Here is an 18,143-nt window from a genome sequence, read left to right as displayed (position 1 = left end):
GGGTGCCGCGAGTGCGACCGACCCGACCGCCGCGGCGGCCGCGGCGGCCGCGCCGGCATCCGACGGTCCGCTCGACGCCGATGCGGTCGCCGCGATCGTCTCCGGCTACACGTTCGAGGCCGAGACCCTCGACCTCGGAGCGCTCGTGAACGGCGAGCCCGTGCCCGAGGCGCAAGTGCGCATCCCCCTCGCGATGATGAATCGCCACGGCCTGGTCGCCGGCGCGACGGGAACGGGAAAGACGCGTACGCTGCAGGGGCTTGCGGAACAGCTCGCAGCCCGCGGAGTTCCGGTGTTCGCCGCCGACATCAAGGGCGACCTGTCGGGGGTGGCCACGCCCGGTCAGCCGAGCGACAAGCTTCTCGCGCGCACGAGGGCGATCGGTCAGGACTGGCAGCCGACCGCGTCGGTGACCGAGTACTACGCACTGGGAGGAGTCGGCAAGGGTGTGCCGATCCGGGCGACCGTATCGGGGTTCGGTCCGCTGCTCCTAAGCAAGGTCTTGGGCCTCAACGCGACACAGGAGTCGAGCCTCGGCCTGGTCTTCCACTACGCGGACCAGAACGGCCTCGCCCTCGTGGATCTGTCCGATCTCCGAGCGGTCCTCACCTATCTCACGGGCGACGAGGGGAAGGCCGAGCTGAAGACGCTCGGCGGACTGTCGGCCGCCACGGCCGGCGTGATCCTGCGCGAGCTCATCACTTTCGGTGATGACGGCGCCGACGTCTTCTTCGGCGAGCCGGAGTTCGACGTGCGCGAGTTCCTTCGCACCGCACCGGACGGGCGTGGGATCATCTCCCTGCTCGAGGTTCCCGGCGTGGCCGACAAGCCCGCGCTGTTCTCGACGTTCCTCATGTACCTGCTGGCGGAGCTTTTCGAGATCCTCCCCGAGGTGGGCGACCTCGACAAGCCCAAGCTGGTGTTCTTCTTCGATGAAGCCCATCTGCTCTTCTCCGGAGCCTCCAAGGACTTCCTCGCCGCGATCACGCAGACCGTCCGCCTCATCCGCTCCAAAGGGGTGGGGGTGTTCTTCGTGACGCAGACCCCGAAAGACGTGCCCGGCGACGTGCTGGCGCAGCTCGGATCGCGTGTGCAGCATGCCTTGCGAGCCTTCACCCCGGACGACGCGAAGGCGCTCCGTGCGACGGTCGGCACGTATCCCAAGAGCGGGTACGACCTGGAGCGGGTGCTGCAGGAGCTCGGCACGGGCGAGGCGATCGTCACCGTCATGAGCGAGAAGGGCGCCCCGACGCCGGTCGCGTGGACGCGATTGCGCGCTCCGCAGGGGCTCATGTCTCCCACGCCCGATCCCGACATCGAGCGCGCCGTGAAGGCCTCGCCGTTGCTGGCGACGTACGGCACCGCGATCGATCGCGAGTCGGCGCGGGAGATCCTCACGGCCAAGATGAACGCGGCTGCGGAGAAGGAGGCGGCCGAGCAGGCGGCCAAGGACAAGGCCAAGACCGACGCCGAGTACGCCCGACAGCAGGCGGCAGTCGCAAAGGCTCAGGCGGCCGCCGACAAGGAACGTGCTGCTGCCGAGATGGAGCGGCAGAAGGAGTACGACCGTCTCATGAAGTCGACGGGTGGGTCGTCTCGATCCCGTGCGACGACGCCGCAGTCTCCCCTGGAGCAGGTCCTCGGGTCGAAGGCGACGCAGACGATCCTCACCTCGGTGATCCGCGGGGTCTTCGGCACCGGTCGCCGGCGCTGACCCGGGCAGTCTCGTCTCCTCGTGCATATCCCGTCGCGGGGTGTGGGGCAAGGCGTTTACCCGGTCGGTCGCGGCGCCTACGCTCGGGGCATGCCCGAGGACCCCGCACCCGCCACCCAAGAGTCGCCGAACGACGCGGGGAAAGACCGCGCACGGCTGCCGTTCGCTCCGAGCGGCCGCGAGCAGGCGCTGCGTGCGAACCCTCGCCCGGACGGCACCGCCCCTCGCGCGCTCGTCCTCGGTGCCACCGGCTACCTGGGCGGGCGCCTCGTGCCGCGCCTGCTCGCCGCCGGTTATCGCGTCCGCGTGATGGCGCGCGATCTCGGGCGGCTCGCCGCGTTCGAGTGGGGCGATCGCGTGGACGCCGTCGCCGGCTCGGCGACCGACCGGGCGGCCGTGACCGAGGCCGTCGAGGACGTCGACGTGCTCTATTACCTCATCCACTCCATGGGCCAGGGGAAGGGATTCGAGGAGACCGACCTGACGGCGGCGCGAACGGTCGCGCAGGCGGCGGCGGCGGCATCCGTCGGTCGGATCGTCTACCTCGGTGGCCTGCATCCCTCGGGAGTGGAGTTGAGCCCGCATCTGCGGTCGCGGGTCGCCGTGGGGGAGGAGTTCTTGCGCAGCGGCGTCCCCACACTCGTGCTCCAGGCGGGAGTCGTGATCGGCTCGGGATCGGCTTCGTTCGAGATGATCCGCCACCTCACCGAAGTGCTGCCCTACATGCCCGCCCCGCGCTGGGTGCGCAACCGCATCCAGCCCATCGCGGTGCGTGACGTGCTCCATTACCTGCTCGGCGCGGCGCGGGTCGATCCTCGCGTCAATCGCGCCGTCGACATCGGCGGGCCGGACGTGCTGCGCTACGGACAGATGATGAACGGCTACGCCGTCGAGGCGGGACTCCCGCAGCGGCCCATCGCACCTCTACCGGTCCTGACCCCCGGCCTCGCGTCGCACTGGGTCAACCTGGTCACTCCCGTGCCGAGATCGATCGCGCGCCCGCTGATCGCGTCTCTCGTCAACGAATGCGTCATGGACGATCACGACGTGGACACGCTCATCCCCCCTCCCGAGGGCGGGCTGACTCCCTATCGCCGGGCGGTGGCGCTGGCGCTCGGCCGCGTCGAGGCCGACTCGGTCGAGACGAGCTGGCAGGACGCCGAGGTGTCGGGAGTGCCGTCCGATCCTCTGGCGAGCGACCCGGAATGGGCGGGGCGGACGGTCTTCACCGATGAGCAGACCGAGCGCACCTCCGCGTCTCCCGCACACCTGTGGGAGGTGATCGCGGGCGTCGGCGGCGAGAACGGGTGGTACTCGTCGCCGCTGCTGTGGGCGCTGCGGGGCTGGATGGATCGCCTGGTCGGCGGTGTGGGTCTTCGGCGCGGACGGCGGAGCCGCACGCGGGTATCGGTCGGCGACGCGATCGACTTCTGGCGAGTCGAGGCGGTGGAACCGGGGCACCTGCTCCGTCTACGGGCGGAGATGAAGGTGCCGGGCCTGGCCTGGCTGGAACTGCGATGCGATCCCGACGGGGAGGGCTCGGTCTACCGGCAGCGTGCCGTGTTCTTCCCACGGGGCCTCTCGGGCCGGCTGTACTGGTTGGCCGTGCTGCCGTTCCACGGGTTCATCTTCCGCGGCATGGCGGTTCGGATCACCGCCGCCGCCGAGGCGCTCGCCGCGCCTCCCGCAGCCGCGGTGCCGCCGCGTCGCGCCCGGACCCGGACGTAGACTCGGGCCCATGGCCCGCATCCGTCCCTTCCGCATCGGCGACGAATCGGCACTCGCTGAGATCTGCCTCCGAACCGCCGACGCCGGCACCGACGGGACCGGCATCCTGGATGACGACGACCTCTGGGCGGACCTGTTCGTGTTGCCGTACGTCGCTCGTCACCCCGAACATGCCTTCGTCGTGGAGGACGAGTCGGGAAGTGCGCGGGGATACGCGGTGGCGACGCCCGACACCGTCGCGTTCGAGGAGTGGTTCCGCGATCAGTGGTGGCCGCGTCGGGGCGTGCGGTGGCCGCGACCCGAGCAGGAGGAGTCCCGCCAGGACGGGTTGCTGCTCTACGCGTACGGGCGCGGAGACCAGGACGAACGGTACGCCGCGGAGTATCCCGCCCACCTGCACATCGACCTCCTGCCGGAGCTCCAAGGTCAGGGCTGGGGACGGCGCCTCATCGGCGCGGTCGTCGACTCGCTCCGCGATCGTGGCGTCCCCGCCCTCCACCTCGTGGCGTCGGCGGAGAACATCGGCGCTCTCGCTTTCTACGAGCGACTCGGCTTCGCGGCGCTGCCCTCGTCTCCGGGCTCGCAGGCGTTCGGTCTGCGCCTGTAGCGGTCACGGCGCGTCTCGTCGAAGCCCCGTTCCCGGGGCGACGTGACCCCGTCGGCGCAACTCCGGCACGAGCGCATCGCACGCGAGCTCGACGCTGGTCCAGCTGCCGCCGGGGAAGGCGATGAACCCGTCGAGCGATGCGCGCTCGAAGCGGACCGAGATCGCATCCGCCGCGTCGTCGACCGTGCCGATCACCGTCCAATGCAGATCGGCGACAGCATCGGGAGACTCCAGCAGCGCGCCGAGCGTGGCCCTCGCGGCGACGGCTCGCAGGCGCTCTGCGCGAGCGTCGAGAGGCGTGTCAGGGGTCCGTAGCCGCGCTCGTGGCACGGAGTCGTCGACGGAGAGGTCCGACAGGTCGGCGTGCATCGCGGCTGCCACCGCATCACGTCGTCGAGCCAGCGTCGCGGGTGACTGAGCGGCCCGGAAGGCGGCCCAGGCCTCATCGCTCGTCGCACCCAAGAACAGGCTGAGCCCGGGGACCACGGCAGCCGGCGCTCGTCCGAGTTCGCGCGCCCGAACGATCAGGTCGCGGCGCAGCTCCGCCGCCGACTCCTCCTGTGGCGCGGCCGTGAAGACCGCATCGGCATGACGGGCCGCGAACTGCCTGCCGGCCTCCGATCCGCCGGCCTGCAGCATCGGCAGCCTGCCGCCGGATCCCGAGGGGGTGGTCAGGGGGCCCTCCACGCGGAAGCTCTCGCCCTCGTGATCCAGTCGCCGGAGGCGCTCGGGGTCGGTGAAGCGACCGGACGCGCGATCGTGGATGACGGCGTCGGGCGGGAATCCGGCGCGAAGGCCCTCCACCACCTCGACGAACTCCGCGGCACGTCGCCATCGCCCCGCAGAGGTCTCCGGTCGCGGCGTGGCGTGGTTGCGGTCGCCCCCCAGGGAGGTGACGAGGTTCCAGCCGATGCGTGGCCCGGCGAGATGCTCCAGTGAGACGAGCTGCCGGGCGACGGTGAAGGGATCGGCGAAGGTCGCCGAAAGGGTCGCGACCAGCTGGATCCGGTGTGTCTGGACGGCCACCGCCGCGAGCTGGATCAGGGGGTCAAGGCCCAGTTGCCCGGCGTCGTCGCGGATGCGCGCCGGATCGATCTCCTGGGCGTCGGGACGGAAGGCGAAGTCGAAGCCGGCCCGCTCGGCCCGCACGACGGCCTCGACGATCGGCCCGCCCGTGAACATCTCCTCCACGCGGCTGTCGGGGTGACGCCACCCCCACCCGCGCAACCACGTCGGGGCGAGGGTGAACCCGGTGAGCAGTGTGCGGCTCATGACTGCACCCTCCCCGACAAGCTGGCGATCGGGAGGACCATGGGGTGGCCGGTGCGAGGATGCGGCTGGACCTCCGCCTCTATGCCGAACGCGTCGGCGATGAGCTCTGCCGTCATCACCTCGGCGGGTGCGCCGGTGGCGACGACCCTTCCGTCTTTCAGCACGATGAGCTCGTCGGCGTAGCGGCAGGCCTGGTCGAGATCGTGGAGCACCATGATGACGGTGCGCCCCTGCGCGCGATTGAGGTCGCGGATCAACTCGAGCACTTCGAGCTGATGGGCGATGTCGAGGTAGGTCGTCGGCTCGTCGAGGAGCATGACGGGAGTGTCCTGGGCCAGGAGCAGGGCGATCCACGCGCGCTGGCGCTGACCCCCCGACAACTCGTCCAGCGGGCGGCTCACGAGCTCCGCCATCCCCGTCGCAGTCACCGCGGCGGTCACCGCAGCCGCGTCGTCGGCAGACCATTGCTGCAGCAGGCGTTGATGCGGATAGCGTCCCCGCGCGACGAGTTCGCCCACGGTGATCCCGGGCGGCGCCGTCGATGACTGCGGGAGCAGACCGATCCTCCGGGCGAGGGCCTTGGCGGGAAGCGTTCGCAGATCGTCGCCGTCGAGGGTGACCGCGCCGCTCGTCGGTGGGAGAAGCCGGGCGAGCGCGCGCAAGAGGGTCGACTTGCCGCTGGCGTTGGCGCCCAGGACGACCGTGACGGCGCTCGGAGGAAAGGCGATGTCGACGCCGTGGAGCACCTGGCGGCCGTCGTACGAGGCGGTGAGCCCATGGGTTCGGATGCCGAGCGTCCGGGGCTGCGCTGAGGTCACGGTGATTCCTTTCACAGGGTGGCCCGGCGGCGCGAGGGAAGAAGCAGCCAGAGCAGGTAGAGACCGCCGATCACACCCGTCATCCTCCCGATGGGAACGCTGAAGGACACCGGGAGCACCCGCGTCACGAGGTCGGCGACGACGAGAAGCGCGGCTCCCATGGCGGCGCCGGAGACCGCCGGAAGGTGATCGTCTCGGGTGAGGCGGCGGGCGAGCTGAGGTGCGGCGAGGGCGACGAAGGCAATGGGTCCCGTCGCCGCCGTCGCGAGAGAGGCGAGGGTCACCGCGAGGGCGACGAGGGTGAGTCGCACGCGTTCGGTGCGCACGCCGAGCTGGCCGGCCAGGTCGTCGCCCATCTCCACGATGTCGGCGCTGCGCGCGAAGGCGAGGACGACCGGGAGCGCGATGATGACCCCGATCGTCACGGGTGCCGCATGCTCCCATCCGCGCGCGTCCAGGGAGCCGGCCAGCCAGAGATTGGCCTGCGCAGCGCTGTCGAGGTCGCCCTTGACGAGGAGGAGACCGTTCGCCGCCGACAGCACGGCTCCCACGCCGATGCCGACCAGGATCAGCTGCCGACCGCGCAGTGATCCCCCGCGTCGGGCGAGGAACAGGACCACGGCGGCCGTCGCGATGCCGCCGGCCAGCGCTCCGAGCGCGATCTGCCCGGAGCTCGCGCCGAACACCACGATGAAGGTCAGCGCGCCCGTCGCTGCACCGGTCGTGAACCCGATCACATCAGGGGATCCCAGTGCGTTCCGGGAGATCGACTGGAACACCGCGCCCGCCATCCCCAGCGCCGCACCCGCAGCCATCGCCGTGACGATTCGGGGGAGACGGATGCCGTGCACGACGCGGACCGACGAGTCCGTCCCCGTCCCGCCGAGGGCGCTCACGACCTCCGCCGGGGTGAGCGGCACGCTGCCGATGCCCATCGCGACGACCCCGGCCGCCAGCGCGGCGGTGATCAGGGCGAGGGTCACCGCGAGCGTACGCGGACGATAGACGATCGATATCCCCGCGAGCCGCAGTACTCGGGCGCCACCGGGGGCGCGGGTCGGATCGACGGCGGTCACAGCAGGGCCATCCGTCGGTGGCGGACGATCGCGACGAACACGGGGCCGCCGATGAGGGCGGCCATGATCCCGACACCCACCTCGCCCGGGAGGGCGACGACGCGTCCGGCCACATCGGCGACGAGCACGAGACCGGCCCCGAGGAGCATCGCGGCGGGAAGCATCCGCCGATGGTCGGACCCGACCCAACGGCGGGCGACGTGCGGGGAGGTCAGGCCGATGAAGGCGATGGGTCCGGCGGCGGCCGTCGCGCCCGCCGACAGCAGCACGACAGCGGTTCCGGCCAGGGTCCAGACCCGCGCGGGGCGTGCGCCGAGAGCGCGGGAGGCATCGCCGCCGAGCGACACGGTATCGAGGGAGCGCGCGAGGGAGAGTGCCAGGATGACGCCGGCTCCGACGAGGACGAGCGTGGGGATCAGCACGTCGAGCCCGCGCCCCTGCAGAGATCCGACGATCCAGTTGCGGTACCGATCGAAGAGCAGATCGTCGGCGTTCACGATGACGATCTGGGCGAGCGCCCCCAGGACCACCGACAGGGCCGCCCCCGCCAGCACCAGCCGCACCGGATCGCTGCCCCGGCGCACGCCGCCGAGGAGGAGCACGAGCACGCCGGCCACGGCCGCACCTCCCAACGCGAACACGAAGTAACCGGCGGGCTGGATGACGCCGAACACGGCGATCGCCACGGCGACGGCGAGGGCCGAGCCCGCGTTCACGCCGAGGATGCCGGGCTCGGCGAGCGGGTTGCGGGTGAGTGACTGCATGACGACCCCTGCCGCACCCAGCGCCGCCCCGGCGAGCACGGCGAGGATCGTCCTCGGGATACGGGTGTGGAGCAGGATGAGGTGCGCGTCATCCTCCGCGGAGAAACGCGTGACGACTCCCCAGAGGTCTGCGGGTGCCAGCATTCGTGTGCCGACGAGAGTGCTCAGGGTCATGCCCATGACCACGACGAGCGCGAGGAGCGTCGCTCCGGCGACGAACGCCATCCGGCTCAGCGGTCGAGGTGCGGACGGTGTAGGAGGGTGCGATGCCGCCGACCGCGGCGCCGCACCCTCCTCGAGGTCCGGGGGGACTGAACTCACGGGGCGAAGGTCGCCCGCACGCCTTCGACGATCTCGGTGGCGCTGTAGGGATCCATGCGGAAGGAGTTCACGCCCAGTCCATAGACCTGGCCAGCGCGCACCGAGGGCACGTTCGCCATCACCGGGTCCTCCGCGAAGCGCTGCGCGGTCGCGTCGTCTGCGCTGAGGATGAAGGTCGTCTCGCTCGTCAGCCGCGTGAGGTTCTCATACGGGGCCCAGACGAAGTCCTCGCGCTGCTGCGCCTGCGTGTGCCACGAGGGGTCGGGGTCTTCGATCGTGAAGCCGAGGTCGGCGAGCAGCTTGGCCTGAGCGCCGCCCTTCCGCGCGATCGGGTTGTCCTGGCCCGCGCCGTTGAACGAGATGATGTTGGCGGTTCCCGCGGGCACGGTGATCTCCTCAGCGACGTCGTCGACGAGCGCATCGAAGCTCTCCTCGACCGCGTCGGCCTCCGCCTCACGTCCGGTGGCTTCGCCCAGTTCGTCGGCGAGGTCCTGCCAGGTCTGGCCGCCGTAGTCCACGACGATGGTGGGGGCGACATCCTGCAGTGCCTCCACCTGATCGAGCAGGGCGTCACGGCCCGAGGTGGCCACGACGATGAGATCGGGGTCGGCGGCGATGACGGCCTCGAGGTCGAAGCTGCCGACCTCCCAGATCGGGTCGACGTCGCGCTCGTCGGCGATGCTCGCCCACTGGTCGAACCATGCGCCGCCGGTGGAGGTGCCGCTCGCGATCACGGGCGCGTCGAGGGCGAGGAGGGTGCCGGTCACCGACACTGCGGTGGACAGCACACGTTGGGGCGCGGCGGGGATCTCCGTCGTGCTGCCGTCGGCGTTCTCGAACGTGCGGGGCCACACGGCGTCCTCGCTCGCCGGCGTGGCCGGAGCGCCGGAGGATGTGGTCGAGGAGGGTGCGCCGGTGCACGCGGAGAGTGCGAGGGCGGCTGCGAGGGCGAGCGACGCGGTGCCGAGCACGCGGAGGCGGAGGGTCGTCATGAGTCTTCCTGATGGGTGGATGGGTGGATGGGTGGATGGGTGGGTCGGGCTGGAGTCGGGCGCGCGTCAGTCGTCGTCGGGCACGGCGTGGTGGTCGAGATTCGCGACGCCGGTGCGCCAGTAGCCGTCGATGTCGTACTGGGTGCGCGCCACGCCTCGCTGGCGGAGCGAGCGCCGGAGGGGGACGAGGCTGTCGGCTTCGCCGGCGGCCCAGAGGAACGTGTCGTCGCTGAGCGAGAGCTCCGCCGCGAGCTCGGCGACCGCTGCGGTCCGCCCGGTCGGCTCGGGAGAGACATGCCACACCACGTCGGTGCGTGGGCGGGCGGGGAGGGGATACTCGTCCGTGCTCGCCGCCAGCACGTGCACCTCCATGGGCTCGGTCCAGGTCGGGTCGTCGAGCCAGCGGCCGAGCGCCGGGAGCGCGGTCTCATCGCCGATGAGGACGTAGCGCTCGTAGCCGGTGGGGTAGAGGTGCGACCCGCGCGGTCCGAGCACCCCCAACGGCATCCCCGGGAGCGCCGATCGTGCCCATCGCCCTGCCGGCCCGTGGGTGTGCAGGACGAAGTCGATCGTCAGCCCGCGGTCGTCGAGGCGGCGCACGGTGTAGTCGCGCACCGGGTTCGGCAGCTCCCGCAGGCGCAGGCCCGCGCCATCGAGCTCACGACGGGGGAGCGTGACGACTCCGGTCGCGGGGTCGGGCAGCACGATCTTGACGTGATCTGTCGCCGCGCGAGCCGGAAACGGGAACGTCGCATCGAGATCCTCGCCGTTCAGGATCACGCGCTGCATTCGTGGTCCGATGCGCTCGGTCTCGATCACATGAAGCAGACGGACGCCGAGATCATGTCGGACGGTCTCGATCGGCGGGCGCGGCTGTGGCACGGGTTTCCTCTCCTCGGCATTCCAGGTTAGGTTTGCCTTACCTGGTTTGATGACGAGAACTGGACACACGATGCGCCGTGCTGGACGAGTGAGCAGCCCCCCGAGTGGGACTGCCTTCGCCGATGCCCGACTCGTCGATCGCGCGACGCATCGACACGAGGAGGACGAGCTCACCTGGGTCGTCTCGGGCAGCTGCACGCTCGTCATCGGAGAGCGGCGCTGGAACGTCGACACCTCGCGAGCGCTCGTCGTTCCCGCAGGCAGGGAGCACGTCGTCGTGCCACGCCCCGACTCCCTCGTCTTCCCACTGTTCTTCCCGGAAGGCCTCGCCGTCGACGAAGAGGCTCACGTGATCCCCCGAACTGCAGAGCTCGATTCCTGCGTCCGCGTCCTGCTGCAATCGGGAATCGCCACTGCGCGCGCGGTGGCTGCGGCGCGGTCGGAAGTGATCCGGCGAGTGGGTGAGGCGGTTCGGCGACGCCCGGAGCTCGTCTTGCCGACCGACGCGCGCGCTCGCCGTGTGGCTGTCCGGATCATCGAGCAACCCGCGTCGGCACTGCGCCTGGAGGACTGGGCGCGCGTCGTGCACACCAGCGCGAAGACGCTCCAGCGAGCCTTCGTGAAGGACACCGGGATGACCTATCCGCGGTGGCGGCTCCGTGCCCGCCTCCTCGCCGCACGGACGATGCTCGAGGACGGGGGAAGCGTCGAATCGGTGGCTCGCGCTGTCGGATACGCCGGGGCGGGGGCGTTCATCGCCGCATTCCGCCGCGAGTACGGCGTGACCCCGGGAGCACACCGCGCGCGCATCGTCGCCGACCGGAACTGACGCGGATCCGCCGGCCCGGCCCGCCGGTTGGGTCTCTCCCGAGAGAGCACAGTGACGGGCGTGCACAGTGGCGGAGAGCACAGTGGCGGAGATCTGCGGCGACGCGCCGGCTCCACCGGCTCTTACCTCGGCGTGTCGGCCCGCTGATCCGCCGTTGTGCTCCTCAGTCGGGGCGTTGCCGGTAGGTCGGCCAGCCGGTCGGATCGCCGTTGTGTTCCTCAGCCGAGAACGGGCCCGGCTCGCCCGCCGGTCAGCCGGCGATGCGGCCGTTCTCCAGCCGCACAGTCCGATCGACCAGGCCCTCGGGCACGCGGACGTGGGAGATCAGGACGACGGCGCGGTCGCCCTCGACCGCTGTCAGCAGGTCGGCGAGGAGGGCGTCGGATGCCGCGGGGTCGACACCGGCGGTCGGCTCGTCGAGCACGAGGACGTCGAAGCCGTGGAGGAGTGCCCGGGCCAGGGCGATGCGCTGGGCCTGTCCGCCCGAGACGAGGGCGCCCCGCTCGCCGACGCGCGCGTCGAGTCCGCCGCGCTCGCGCATCCAGTCGCCGAGCCCCACGGCCTCCAGCGCGGCCTCGAGCTCCGCATCCGTGGCGGTGTCGCGCGCGAACAGGAGGTTCTGACGGATGTCCTCGTCGAAGAGCATAGGGTTCTGCTCGCACAGGCCCACGGTGAGGCGGACGTCATCGGGGGAAAGCGCCGTGACGTCGGCGCCTCCCATCGTGTACTCGCCGTCGATCTCGAGGAAGCGGACCAGGGCATGGGCGAGCGTCGTCTTGCCGGCACCGCTGGAGCCGACGACGAGCAACCGCTCGCCGGGCGCGACATCGAGGTCGACGTCGTGGAGCGATGGCGCGGCGGCGTGCGGCCAGCGCGCGGTCACGCCGCGGAGACGGATCCCCGAGCCGAGCGCCGGCGCCAGGCCGGTCGGTTCCCGGTCACGGGGGATCTCGGCGGGGATCTCCGACGGTACGGCGTCGGCGATTCGCGCCGCGGCGGCGCGCACCTGCCGCCACGAGGCCGCGGCCAAGGGGACGGTTGCGAACACCTCGAAGACGGCCATGGGAACGAGCACCGCGACCGCCATCTCGGGACCGCCGAGGTGACCCGAGGCGATCGCGGGCGCCGACACGAGAACGGCGAGGAGGGAGGCCGCGCCCGCGAGGAGTGAGACGACCGCAGCGGTTCCGGCCTGCGACCCTGCGCGCCGGACGACGGCGCGGCGGAGTCGCTGATCGGCGCGGGCGATGCGCTCGCGACTGGTGGCCTCGGCGCCGTAGGCCGCGAGCACGTCGAGGCTCCCGAGGTGGTCGGTCACGGCGTCGGACAGGGCGGCCCGCAGGGGTGCGATCGACCTCTCCGCGCGCGACCCGGATGCCCAGCCCCACACCGAGGCCGCGGCGGCCGCGATCACGAGGCACCCGAGCAGAGTGAGGGCGGCGGGCCACCAGACGAACGCGATCAGCACGACCGCGCCCAGCGCGACCGCGGTCGACGACACGAGCGGGAGCACCACGCGGAGGGGGAGGTTCTGGAGCTCGTCGACGTCGTCGACGAGGGCGCCCAGCACCGAGCCTCGTCGCGTCCGGGTCAAACCGTCGGGGGCGAGGGGGACGAGCCGCCGTACGAGGTCGGTACGGGTGTCGGCCAGTTGCCGAAGGGCCGCGTCGTGGCTCGCCAGACGCTCGGTGTACCGGAACGCCGCGCGCGTGAGGGCGAACATCCGCACACCGACGACGGCCGCCGAGATGTACATGAGCAGCGGCTGTTCGCTCGCGCGCACGATGAGCCACGCGCTGACGGCGAGGAGCGCGACGGCTGACGCCTCGGAGGCGAATCCGGATGCCGCGCCGGGCCAGAAGCGGCGCGCAGAGGGCATGGCGCCCCGGAGGATGTCGGCGGGCGAAGTCACGCGTCCACCCCCTCGTCCGAGCGCGCGACGAACGACACCTCGGCGTAGTCGAGCACCTGGTCGGCGATCGCCCGGGCCGACGTGCGGTGGGAGACGAGGAGGACGATCGCGCCTTCGTCGGCCAGGCGCCGCACCTGCGACCACAGCTCGCCCTCGGTCAGGGGATCGAGGGCGGCGCTCGGCTCGTCCAGCGCGAGCACGGGCACGCGGTGGTGGAGGTGGTGATGGATCGCGCGTGCCACCGCGACCCGCTGTGACTGCCCACCCGACAGGCCGGCCCCCTGCACGCCGAGCACACGGTCCGGCTCGATCTCGGCCGCACCGGCGCGGGACAGCGCGTCACGGACACGAGCGTCGCGGTCGGGGCGAGGGGCCCGCAGCGACGCCGGGCCGGGCTCGTCGGTGCCTTCCCCCTCGCCGAGCGTGACGTTGTCGGCGACGGTGCCGCCGATGAGGCCGGGGTTCTGGCCCGCCCACGCGAGCCACGTGGCCGGATCGAGGACCTCGACGCCGACGCCGCCGAATGTCGCGGCGCCGCGGAAGGGAGCGGCGCCGCGGAGCGCTGCGAGCAGACTCGACTTCCCGCTGCCGCTCGGCCCCTCGATGAGGGTCACGGTGCCGCGCGCGGCCGTGAACGACACCGGGGACAGCTCGCGGTCGCCGCGGACGACGCGCAGGTCGCACACCTCGAGAGCCCGGTCGTCGACGGCCCCCCCGGTGTCGGCACACGCGGGCTGTGTGGGCGCGCGCCGGACCTCACGCGCGGCATCGAGCACGGCGAACACGTCGTCGGTGGCGGCCACGCCCTCCGCGGCGGCGTGGAACTGCACGCCCACCTGCCGGAGCGGAAGATACGCCTCGGGGGCGAGGAGGAGGACGAAAAGCCCCACCACGAGCGTCAACGACCCGTCCATGAGACGGAATCCGATCGTGACGGCCACGATGGCGACGGCGATGGAGGCGAGCAGCTCCAGTGCGAAGCCCGAGAGGAACGACACGCGCAGCACGCGCATCGTCTCCCGGCGGTACGTGTCGGTGACGGTCCGGATCGAGGTGACCGCCCGGCGGTGGCGGCCGAACACCTTCAGCGTGGACAGGCCTCGGACCGTATCGGCGAACCGGGCGGCGAGCTGTCCCAGGGTGTTCCACTGCTTCTGCTGGACAGACCGGGTGGCCAGGCCGATGAGGATCATGAACAGCGGGATGAGGGGGAGGGTGAGCAGCACCGTGAGGCCCGAGATCCAGTCCTGCCACCACATGACCGCCAGGATGATCGGCGTCGCGATCATCGTCTGCGTCAGCTGCGGGAGATAACGCGCGAAGTAGGCGTCGAGCGCTTCCAGGCCGCGACCTGCGGTGACCGCCAGTCGTGCGCTGTTCTGTGTCTCGAGCCACCCGGGACCGAGCGTGCCCACGGCCTCGACGAGGTTGCCCCGCAGCTGTGCCTGCACGCGCGCGGCCGCGCGGGCCGAGACGGTGTCGCGTGCCCACAGCAGGACGGCGCGCATCACGATGGTGACCGTCAACCACCCCAGCACCTCGGTGAGGGGCTCGCGCTCGATCGCTCCCGTGATCGCCCGCGTGAGCGTCCAGGCGAAGGCGATCGTGACCGCTGTCTGAGCGAGTCCGATCAGGGCGATGGCCACGAAGAACCCGCGCGCCGCCGTCGCGTACCGCAGGAGCCGGGGATCGACGGGACGCCCGCGCGAGGGGGCTCTCGTCGTGTCGTCATCCGGCATTCTTCGATCCTCGCAGATCGGTTGGTCTGTCGCGGGCGGGTGGTCTGTGGGGTCGGAGGGGAGGCGGAGAAAGAGCCGGGGCGGCGAGGTGTCGCTCCTCGCCGCCCCGGAACCCGGTCAACACTCGGTACGGTCAGTGCGCGGCGGCTTCCGCCTTCTCGATGACCGACCGTGTGACGCGCTTGCGGAACACCCAGTAGGTCCACCCCTGGTACAGCAGCACCAGCGGCAGGAAGATGAGCGCCGCCCACGACATGATCTGCAGTGTCATCTCGGTGCTGGACGCGTTGGAGATCGTGAGGCTGTTGTTCGCCAGGTCCGTCGAGGACGGCATGACGAATGGGAACAGTGCGAGCCACAGCGTCAGCACGGCGAAGACGATCGTCACCGCACCCGCCGCGAAGGCGCGCCCGTCGCGGTCGACCCAGTTGAAGAACACCGAGACGAGGAGCGCGACGGCGGCGATCGCACCGCAGGCGATCACGGCCCACAGGAGCGGGGCCTCGCGTCCGGCGGCGAGGAAGATCGTCCAGACGACCGTCCCGGCCGCGAAGATCACCGTCGGGATCGCGAGCTTCTTGCCGAGCGCCTGCGCGTCGTGATGCACCTGGCCGTCGGTCTTCAGGCCGACGAAGTAGACGCCGTGCAGGAAGAACAGCAGGAGCGTCGTGACGCCGACCCACAGCCCGTACGGGTTCAGGAGCGTCAGCAGCGAGCCGGTGAACTCGTGGTCGGCATCGATCGGGACGCCCTGCACGATGTTGGCGACCGCCACGCCCCACAGGAGGGCCGGGAGGGCCGAGCCGATGACGATCATCCAGTCGAAGCGGCGCTTCCATCGGGGGTCGTCGCGCTGGTGCCGGTACTCGAACGACACGCCGCGGGCGATCAGCGCCAGCAGGATGAGGAGCAGCGCCAGGTAGAAGCCGCTGAACAGCGTCGCGTACCACTCCGGGAACGCCGCGAACAGGCAGGCGCCCGCGACGATGACCCAGGTCTCGTTGAGGTCCCAGACGGGGCCGATCGTGTTGATGACCTGGCGGCGCGACACTTCGTCCTTGCCGAGGAACGGAAGCGACATCCCGACGCCGAAGTCGAAGCCGTCGAGCACGAAGTAGCCGACGAACAGCACTCCGACGATGAAGAACCAGAGGTAGGCGAGATCCATGGCGGGCTCCTAGTACACCGTCGACGGGGTCTGGTCGACCGAGAGATCGGACGGATCCGGGTCGTCCGGTCCGGGCAGCGGGTCGGGGCCGGTCTTGACCGTCTTGAAGATGAGACCGAACTCGACGACCGCGAGGATGAGGTAGATCAGCGTGAAGGCGATCAGGGAGATGAGCACCGTCCAGCCGGGGACGCTCGGTGAGACGCCGTCCTGCGTGAGCATCTGGCCGAAGACGATCCAGGGCTGGCGCCCCATCTCGGTGAACACCCACCCGACGAGGATGCCGAGGAGGGCCAGCGGCGCCTGCCAGATGGCGATCTTCCACATCCAGCCGGCGACGGGACGCTTGGCGTTCTTGCGGGTGACCCAGAGGCCGACGACGGCGATGAGCGCGGCGAGGCCGCCGAAGCCCATCATCCAACGGAACGACCAGTAGGTGACCCAGAGGATCGGTGCGAAGTTGCCGTCGACCTGGTCGGCGAACTGCGGGAACAGCTCGGTGGCGTACTTCGCGTTCAGGTCGTTGATGCCCTCGACGCAGCCGTTGAGGTCGTGCGTGGAGAGGAAGGCGAGGAGGTGCGGCACGCGCAGCGACCAGATCTCGCTCGTGCCGTCGGGCGTGCCGATCGAGAACAGGGAGAAGGAGGCGTTCGCGCCGCACGCGTTGTTGAACAGCGCCTCTGCCGCGGCCATCTTCATCGGCTGCGTCTGGACCATCACGAGACCCAGCTGGTCGCCCGAGAGCGCCACGCCGGCGAACGCGATGACGACCGACCACAGCCCGAGACGGAGCGCCGGGCGCATCATCTCCTCGTGCTGCTTGCGCGACAGGTGCCAGGCGGCGACGGCCACCATGACTCCGGCGGCGAACATGATCGCGGAGAAGATCGTGTGGGGGAACTGCGTGAGGGCGACGGGGTTGGTGAGCACCTCGCCGAAGTTCGCCATCTCCGCGCGATGTCCTTCCTCGGACATCTTGAAGCCCTGCGGGTTCTGCATGAAGGCGTTGGCGGCGAGGATGAAGTAGGCGGACAGCCAGGTGCCGGCGACGGTGATCCAGATCGTCGCGAGGTGGATGCCGCGCGGAAGCTTGTTCCATCCGAAGATCCACAGGCCGATGAAGGTGGCCTCGAAGAAGAACGCCATGAGGCCCTCGAAGGCGAGGGGGGCACCGAACACGTCTCCGACGAAGCGACTGTAGGACGACCAGTTCATGCCGAACTGGAACTCCTGCACGATGCCGGTGACGATGCCCATCGCGAAGTTGATCAGGAAGATCTTCCCGAAGAACCTCGTCAGGTACAGCCATTTCACGTTGGCCGTCCGGTACCACGCGGTCTGGAAGATCGCGACGAACAGCGACATTCCGAGCGTCAGCGGAACGAAGATGAAGTGGTACAGAGTGGTCAGCCCGAACTGCCAGCGCGCCAGCAGTAGCGGATCAAGAAAGTCCATGCGAGTCCCTCCCCGAGCGTGGGTCTTCCTATTGCCTGAAGGTACACAGGCCTTTGTCAGCCGGCGCGGGAGCCGGCCGTGAAAAAGACCCGGTGGGGTGGATCAACCCGCCGCCGCGGCGTGGACGAGCTGCACGACGCACTGTCGGGGGTCGCACGATGAGCGCATGCCGTCAATGGAGAGCGGGCCGCCGGCCTCGCTCAGCACGCTCTGCATGAGCCCGAGGTGAACGCTGCAGAGCACCTCGCGGTGAGCCGCCTGCGCTTCGGCCTGGGCGCACGGGGTCAGATCGACCGTGAGCTCGGTCTCGTCGACGAGAGGGTCGAAGCCCGCGTCGATGAGGTCGTCGATGAGGGCGTCCACCTGGTGGAGCGCCTCGGTGTCGAGCTCCGGAGGGGCCCCGGGCAGCACGCGGCGCATGAGGTCGCCTCGCTCGGCCGCCGCCTTCACCTTGCGGCGTTGCACGGGGCTGGAGGCGATGGTCCCGTCGGCGGCGCTGTAGAGCACCCGCGGGCGGCCCCGCGTCGTGCGCAGTTCCGGGATCGCGACGACGTAGCCGTCTTCGATGAGTCGCTGGAGGTGCTCGCGCACCGTGTTCGGGTGGAGGCCCGTCGCTTCGACGAGTTCGGTGATCGTCCGTTGCTGCTGCTCCTGGATGAGGTGCAGCAGCTCGACGCGAGAGTAGCTGGAGATCGCGCTGTATCCGGCGGGTCGCCCTGTGGTCATACCACTATTATTCACGGTCTCCCTGGCCGGGGGAAGAGGCAGCGCCCCGCGATTCTTCCCACCCCCCTGAAAACGGAGGGGGCGGCGTGTGCCTCCCGGCCGGTCGGGGATGGGAGCGGTACCGCTGACCCGCGGGCGTG

General features: G+C 70.7%; 15 protein-coding genes. 4 read left to right on the top strand and 11 right to left on the bottom strand.

The window, feature by feature from the left end; all coding sequences use genetic code 11:
• The 3 genes from QM591_RS15710 to QM591_RS15700 form a co-directional block, all read left to right on the top strand.
• Positions 1–1,714, top strand: a 1,714-nt coding sequence (locus QM591_RS15710) for a helicase HerA-like domain-containing protein (protein ID WP_415133761.1), incomplete at its 5' end; no start/stop codon positions are given.
• Between the two features lie 90 nt (positions 1,715–1,804).
• Complete coding sequence (locus QM591_RS15705) at positions 1,805–3,442, top strand: DUF2867 domain-containing protein (protein ID WP_415133759.1); 1,638 nt, start codon at positions 1,805–1,807, stop codon at positions 3,440–3,442.
• 10 nt (positions 3,443–3,452) lie between these two features.
• Positions 3,453–4,049, top strand: a complete 597-nt coding sequence (locus QM591_RS15700) for a GNAT family N-acetyltransferase (protein ID WP_415133757.1) — start codon at positions 3,453–3,455, stop codon at positions 4,047–4,049.
• Between the two features lie 3 nt (positions 4,050–4,052).
• Here the strand turns inward: QM591_RS15700 and QM591_RS15695 are convergent, their stop codons facing one another.
• From QM591_RS15695 to QM591_RS15670, 6 genes are all read right to left on the bottom strand, one after another.
• Positions 4,053–5,321 (bottom strand): NtaA/DmoA family FMN-dependent monooxygenase, encoded by a 1,269-nt coding sequence (locus QM591_RS15695; RefSeq protein WP_415133755.1) that lies wholly within the window; start codon positions 5,319–5,321, stop codon positions 4,053–4,055.
• Positions 5,318–6,139, bottom strand: a complete 822-nt coding sequence (locus QM591_RS15690) for an ABC transporter ATP-binding protein (RefSeq protein WP_415133753.1) — start codon at positions 6,137–6,139, stop codon at positions 5,318–5,320. The genes QM591_RS15695 and QM591_RS15690 overlap by 4 nt, the downstream gene beginning before the upstream one ends.
• Before the next feature lie 11 nt (positions 6,140–6,150).
• Entirely contained in the window at positions 6,151–7,215 is a 1,065-nt protein-coding gene (locus QM591_RS15685) for a FecCD family ABC transporter permease (RefSeq protein WP_415133751.1), read from the bottom strand.
• Entirely contained in the window at positions 7,212–8,204 is a 993-nt protein-coding gene (locus QM591_RS15680; protein WP_415133749.1) for a FecCD family ABC transporter permease, read from the bottom strand. The genes QM591_RS15685 and QM591_RS15680 overlap by 4 nt, the downstream gene beginning before the upstream one ends.
• A gap of 92 nt (positions 8,205–8,296) precedes the next feature.
• A complete protein-coding gene (gene fepB, locus QM591_RS15675; RefSeq protein ID WP_415133747.1) occupies positions 8,297–9,292 on the bottom strand; it encodes a Fe2+-enterobactin ABC transporter substrate-binding protein in 996 nt (331 codons plus the stop codon).
• A 66-nt stretch (positions 9,293–9,358) separates the two neighbouring features.
• A complete protein-coding gene (locus QM591_RS15670) occupies positions 9,359–10,174 on the bottom strand; it encodes a siderophore-interacting protein (protein ID WP_415133745.1) in 816 nt (271 codons plus the stop codon).
• A gap of 88 nt (positions 10,175–10,262) precedes the next feature.
• On the opposite strand from QM591_RS15670, the gene QM591_RS15665 reads away from it, so the two are divergent.
• Positions 10,263–11,003 (top strand): helix-turn-helix domain-containing protein, encoded by a 741-nt coding sequence (locus QM591_RS15665; RefSeq protein WP_415133743.1) that lies wholly within the window; start codon positions 10,263–10,265, stop codon positions 11,001–11,003.
• A gap of 250 nt (positions 11,004–11,253) precedes the next feature.
• Here QM591_RS15665 and cydC read toward each other — a convergent pair whose 3' ends face one another.
• The 5 genes from cydC to QM591_RS15640 all read right to left on the bottom strand — a co-directional run bounded on the left by cydC (position 11,254) and on the right by QM591_RS15640 (position 18,003).
• Entirely contained in the window at positions 11,254–12,915 is a 1,662-nt protein-coding gene (gene cydC, locus QM591_RS15660; protein WP_415133741.1) for a thiol reductant ABC exporter subunit CydC, read from the bottom strand.
• Complete coding sequence (gene cydD, locus QM591_RS15655; RefSeq protein WP_415133739.1) at positions 12,912–14,654, bottom strand: thiol reductant ABC exporter subunit CydD; 1,743 nt, start codon at positions 14,652–14,654, stop codon at positions 12,912–12,914. Before cydD ends, cydC begins: the two co-directional genes overlap by 4 nt.
• A gap of 133 nt (positions 14,655–14,787) precedes the next feature.
• Positions 14,788–15,822 carry a cytochrome d ubiquinol oxidase subunit II gene (gene cydB, locus QM591_RS15650; RefSeq protein WP_415133737.1) on the bottom strand — a complete coding sequence of 345 codons (1,035 nt, stop codon included), beginning with the start codon at positions 15,820–15,822 and terminating at the stop codon, positions 14,788–14,790.
• A gap of 9 nt (positions 15,823–15,831) precedes the next feature.
• On the bottom strand, positions 15,832–17,277 hold the full coding sequence (locus QM591_RS15645; protein WP_415133735.1) for a cytochrome ubiquinol oxidase subunit I: 1,446 nt from the start codon (positions 17,275–17,277) through the stop codon (positions 15,832–15,834).
• Positions 17,278–17,379: 102 nt separating this feature from the next.
• On the bottom strand, positions 17,380–18,003 hold the full coding sequence (locus tag QM591_RS15640; RefSeq protein ID WP_415133733.1) for a helix-turn-helix transcriptional regulator: 624 nt from the start codon (positions 18,001–18,003) through the stop codon (positions 17,380–17,382).
• Positions 18,004–18,143 lie beyond the last annotated feature (140 nt).

This window comes from Microbacterium sp. (assembly GCF_047607225.1).
Classification (GTDB): Bacteria; Actinomycetota; Actinomycetes; order Actinomycetales; family Microbacteriaceae; genus Microbacterium.
Note: the sequence above shows the minus strand (reverse complement) of the source record. Positions and strands in the feature narration are given on the sequence as shown.

Excerpts from the sequence above, each read along its gene's own strand:
- QM591_RS15680 (WP_415133749.1), bottom strand. The coding sequence starts at position 8,204 with ATGGCGTTCGTCGCCGGAGCGACGCTCCTCGCGCTCGTCGTGGTCATG.
- QM591_RS15695 (WP_415133755.1), bottom strand. The coding sequence starts at position 5,321 with ATGAGCCGCACACTGCTCACCGGGTTCACCCTCGCCCCGACGTGGTTG.
- cydB (WP_415133737.1), bottom strand. The coding sequence starts at position 15,822 with ATGGATCTCGCCTACCTCTGGTTCTTCATCGTCGGAGTGCTGTTCGTC.
- fepB (WP_415133747.1), bottom strand. The coding sequence starts at position 9,292 with ATGACGACCCTCCGCCTCCGCGTGCTCGGCACCGCGTCGCTCGCCCTC.
- QM591_RS15705 (WP_415133759.1), top strand. The coding sequence starts at position 1,805 with ATGCCCGAGGACCCCGCACCCGCCACCCAAGAGTCGCCGAACGACGCG.
- cydD (WP_415133739.1), bottom strand. The coding sequence starts at position 14,654 with ATGCCGGATGACGACACGACGAGAGCCCCCTCGCGCGGGCGTCCCGTC.
- QM591_RS15640 (WP_415133733.1), bottom strand. The coding sequence starts at position 18,003 with ATGACCACAGGGCGACCCGCCGGATACAGCGCGATCTCCAGCTACTCT.
- QM591_RS15645 (WP_415133735.1), bottom strand. The coding sequence starts at position 17,277 with ATGGACTTTCTTGATCCGCTACTGCTGGCGCGCTGGCAGTTCGGGCTG.
- QM591_RS15700 (WP_415133757.1), top strand. The coding sequence starts at position 3,453 with ATGGCCCGCATCCGTCCCTTCCGCATCGGCGACGAATCGGCACTCGCT.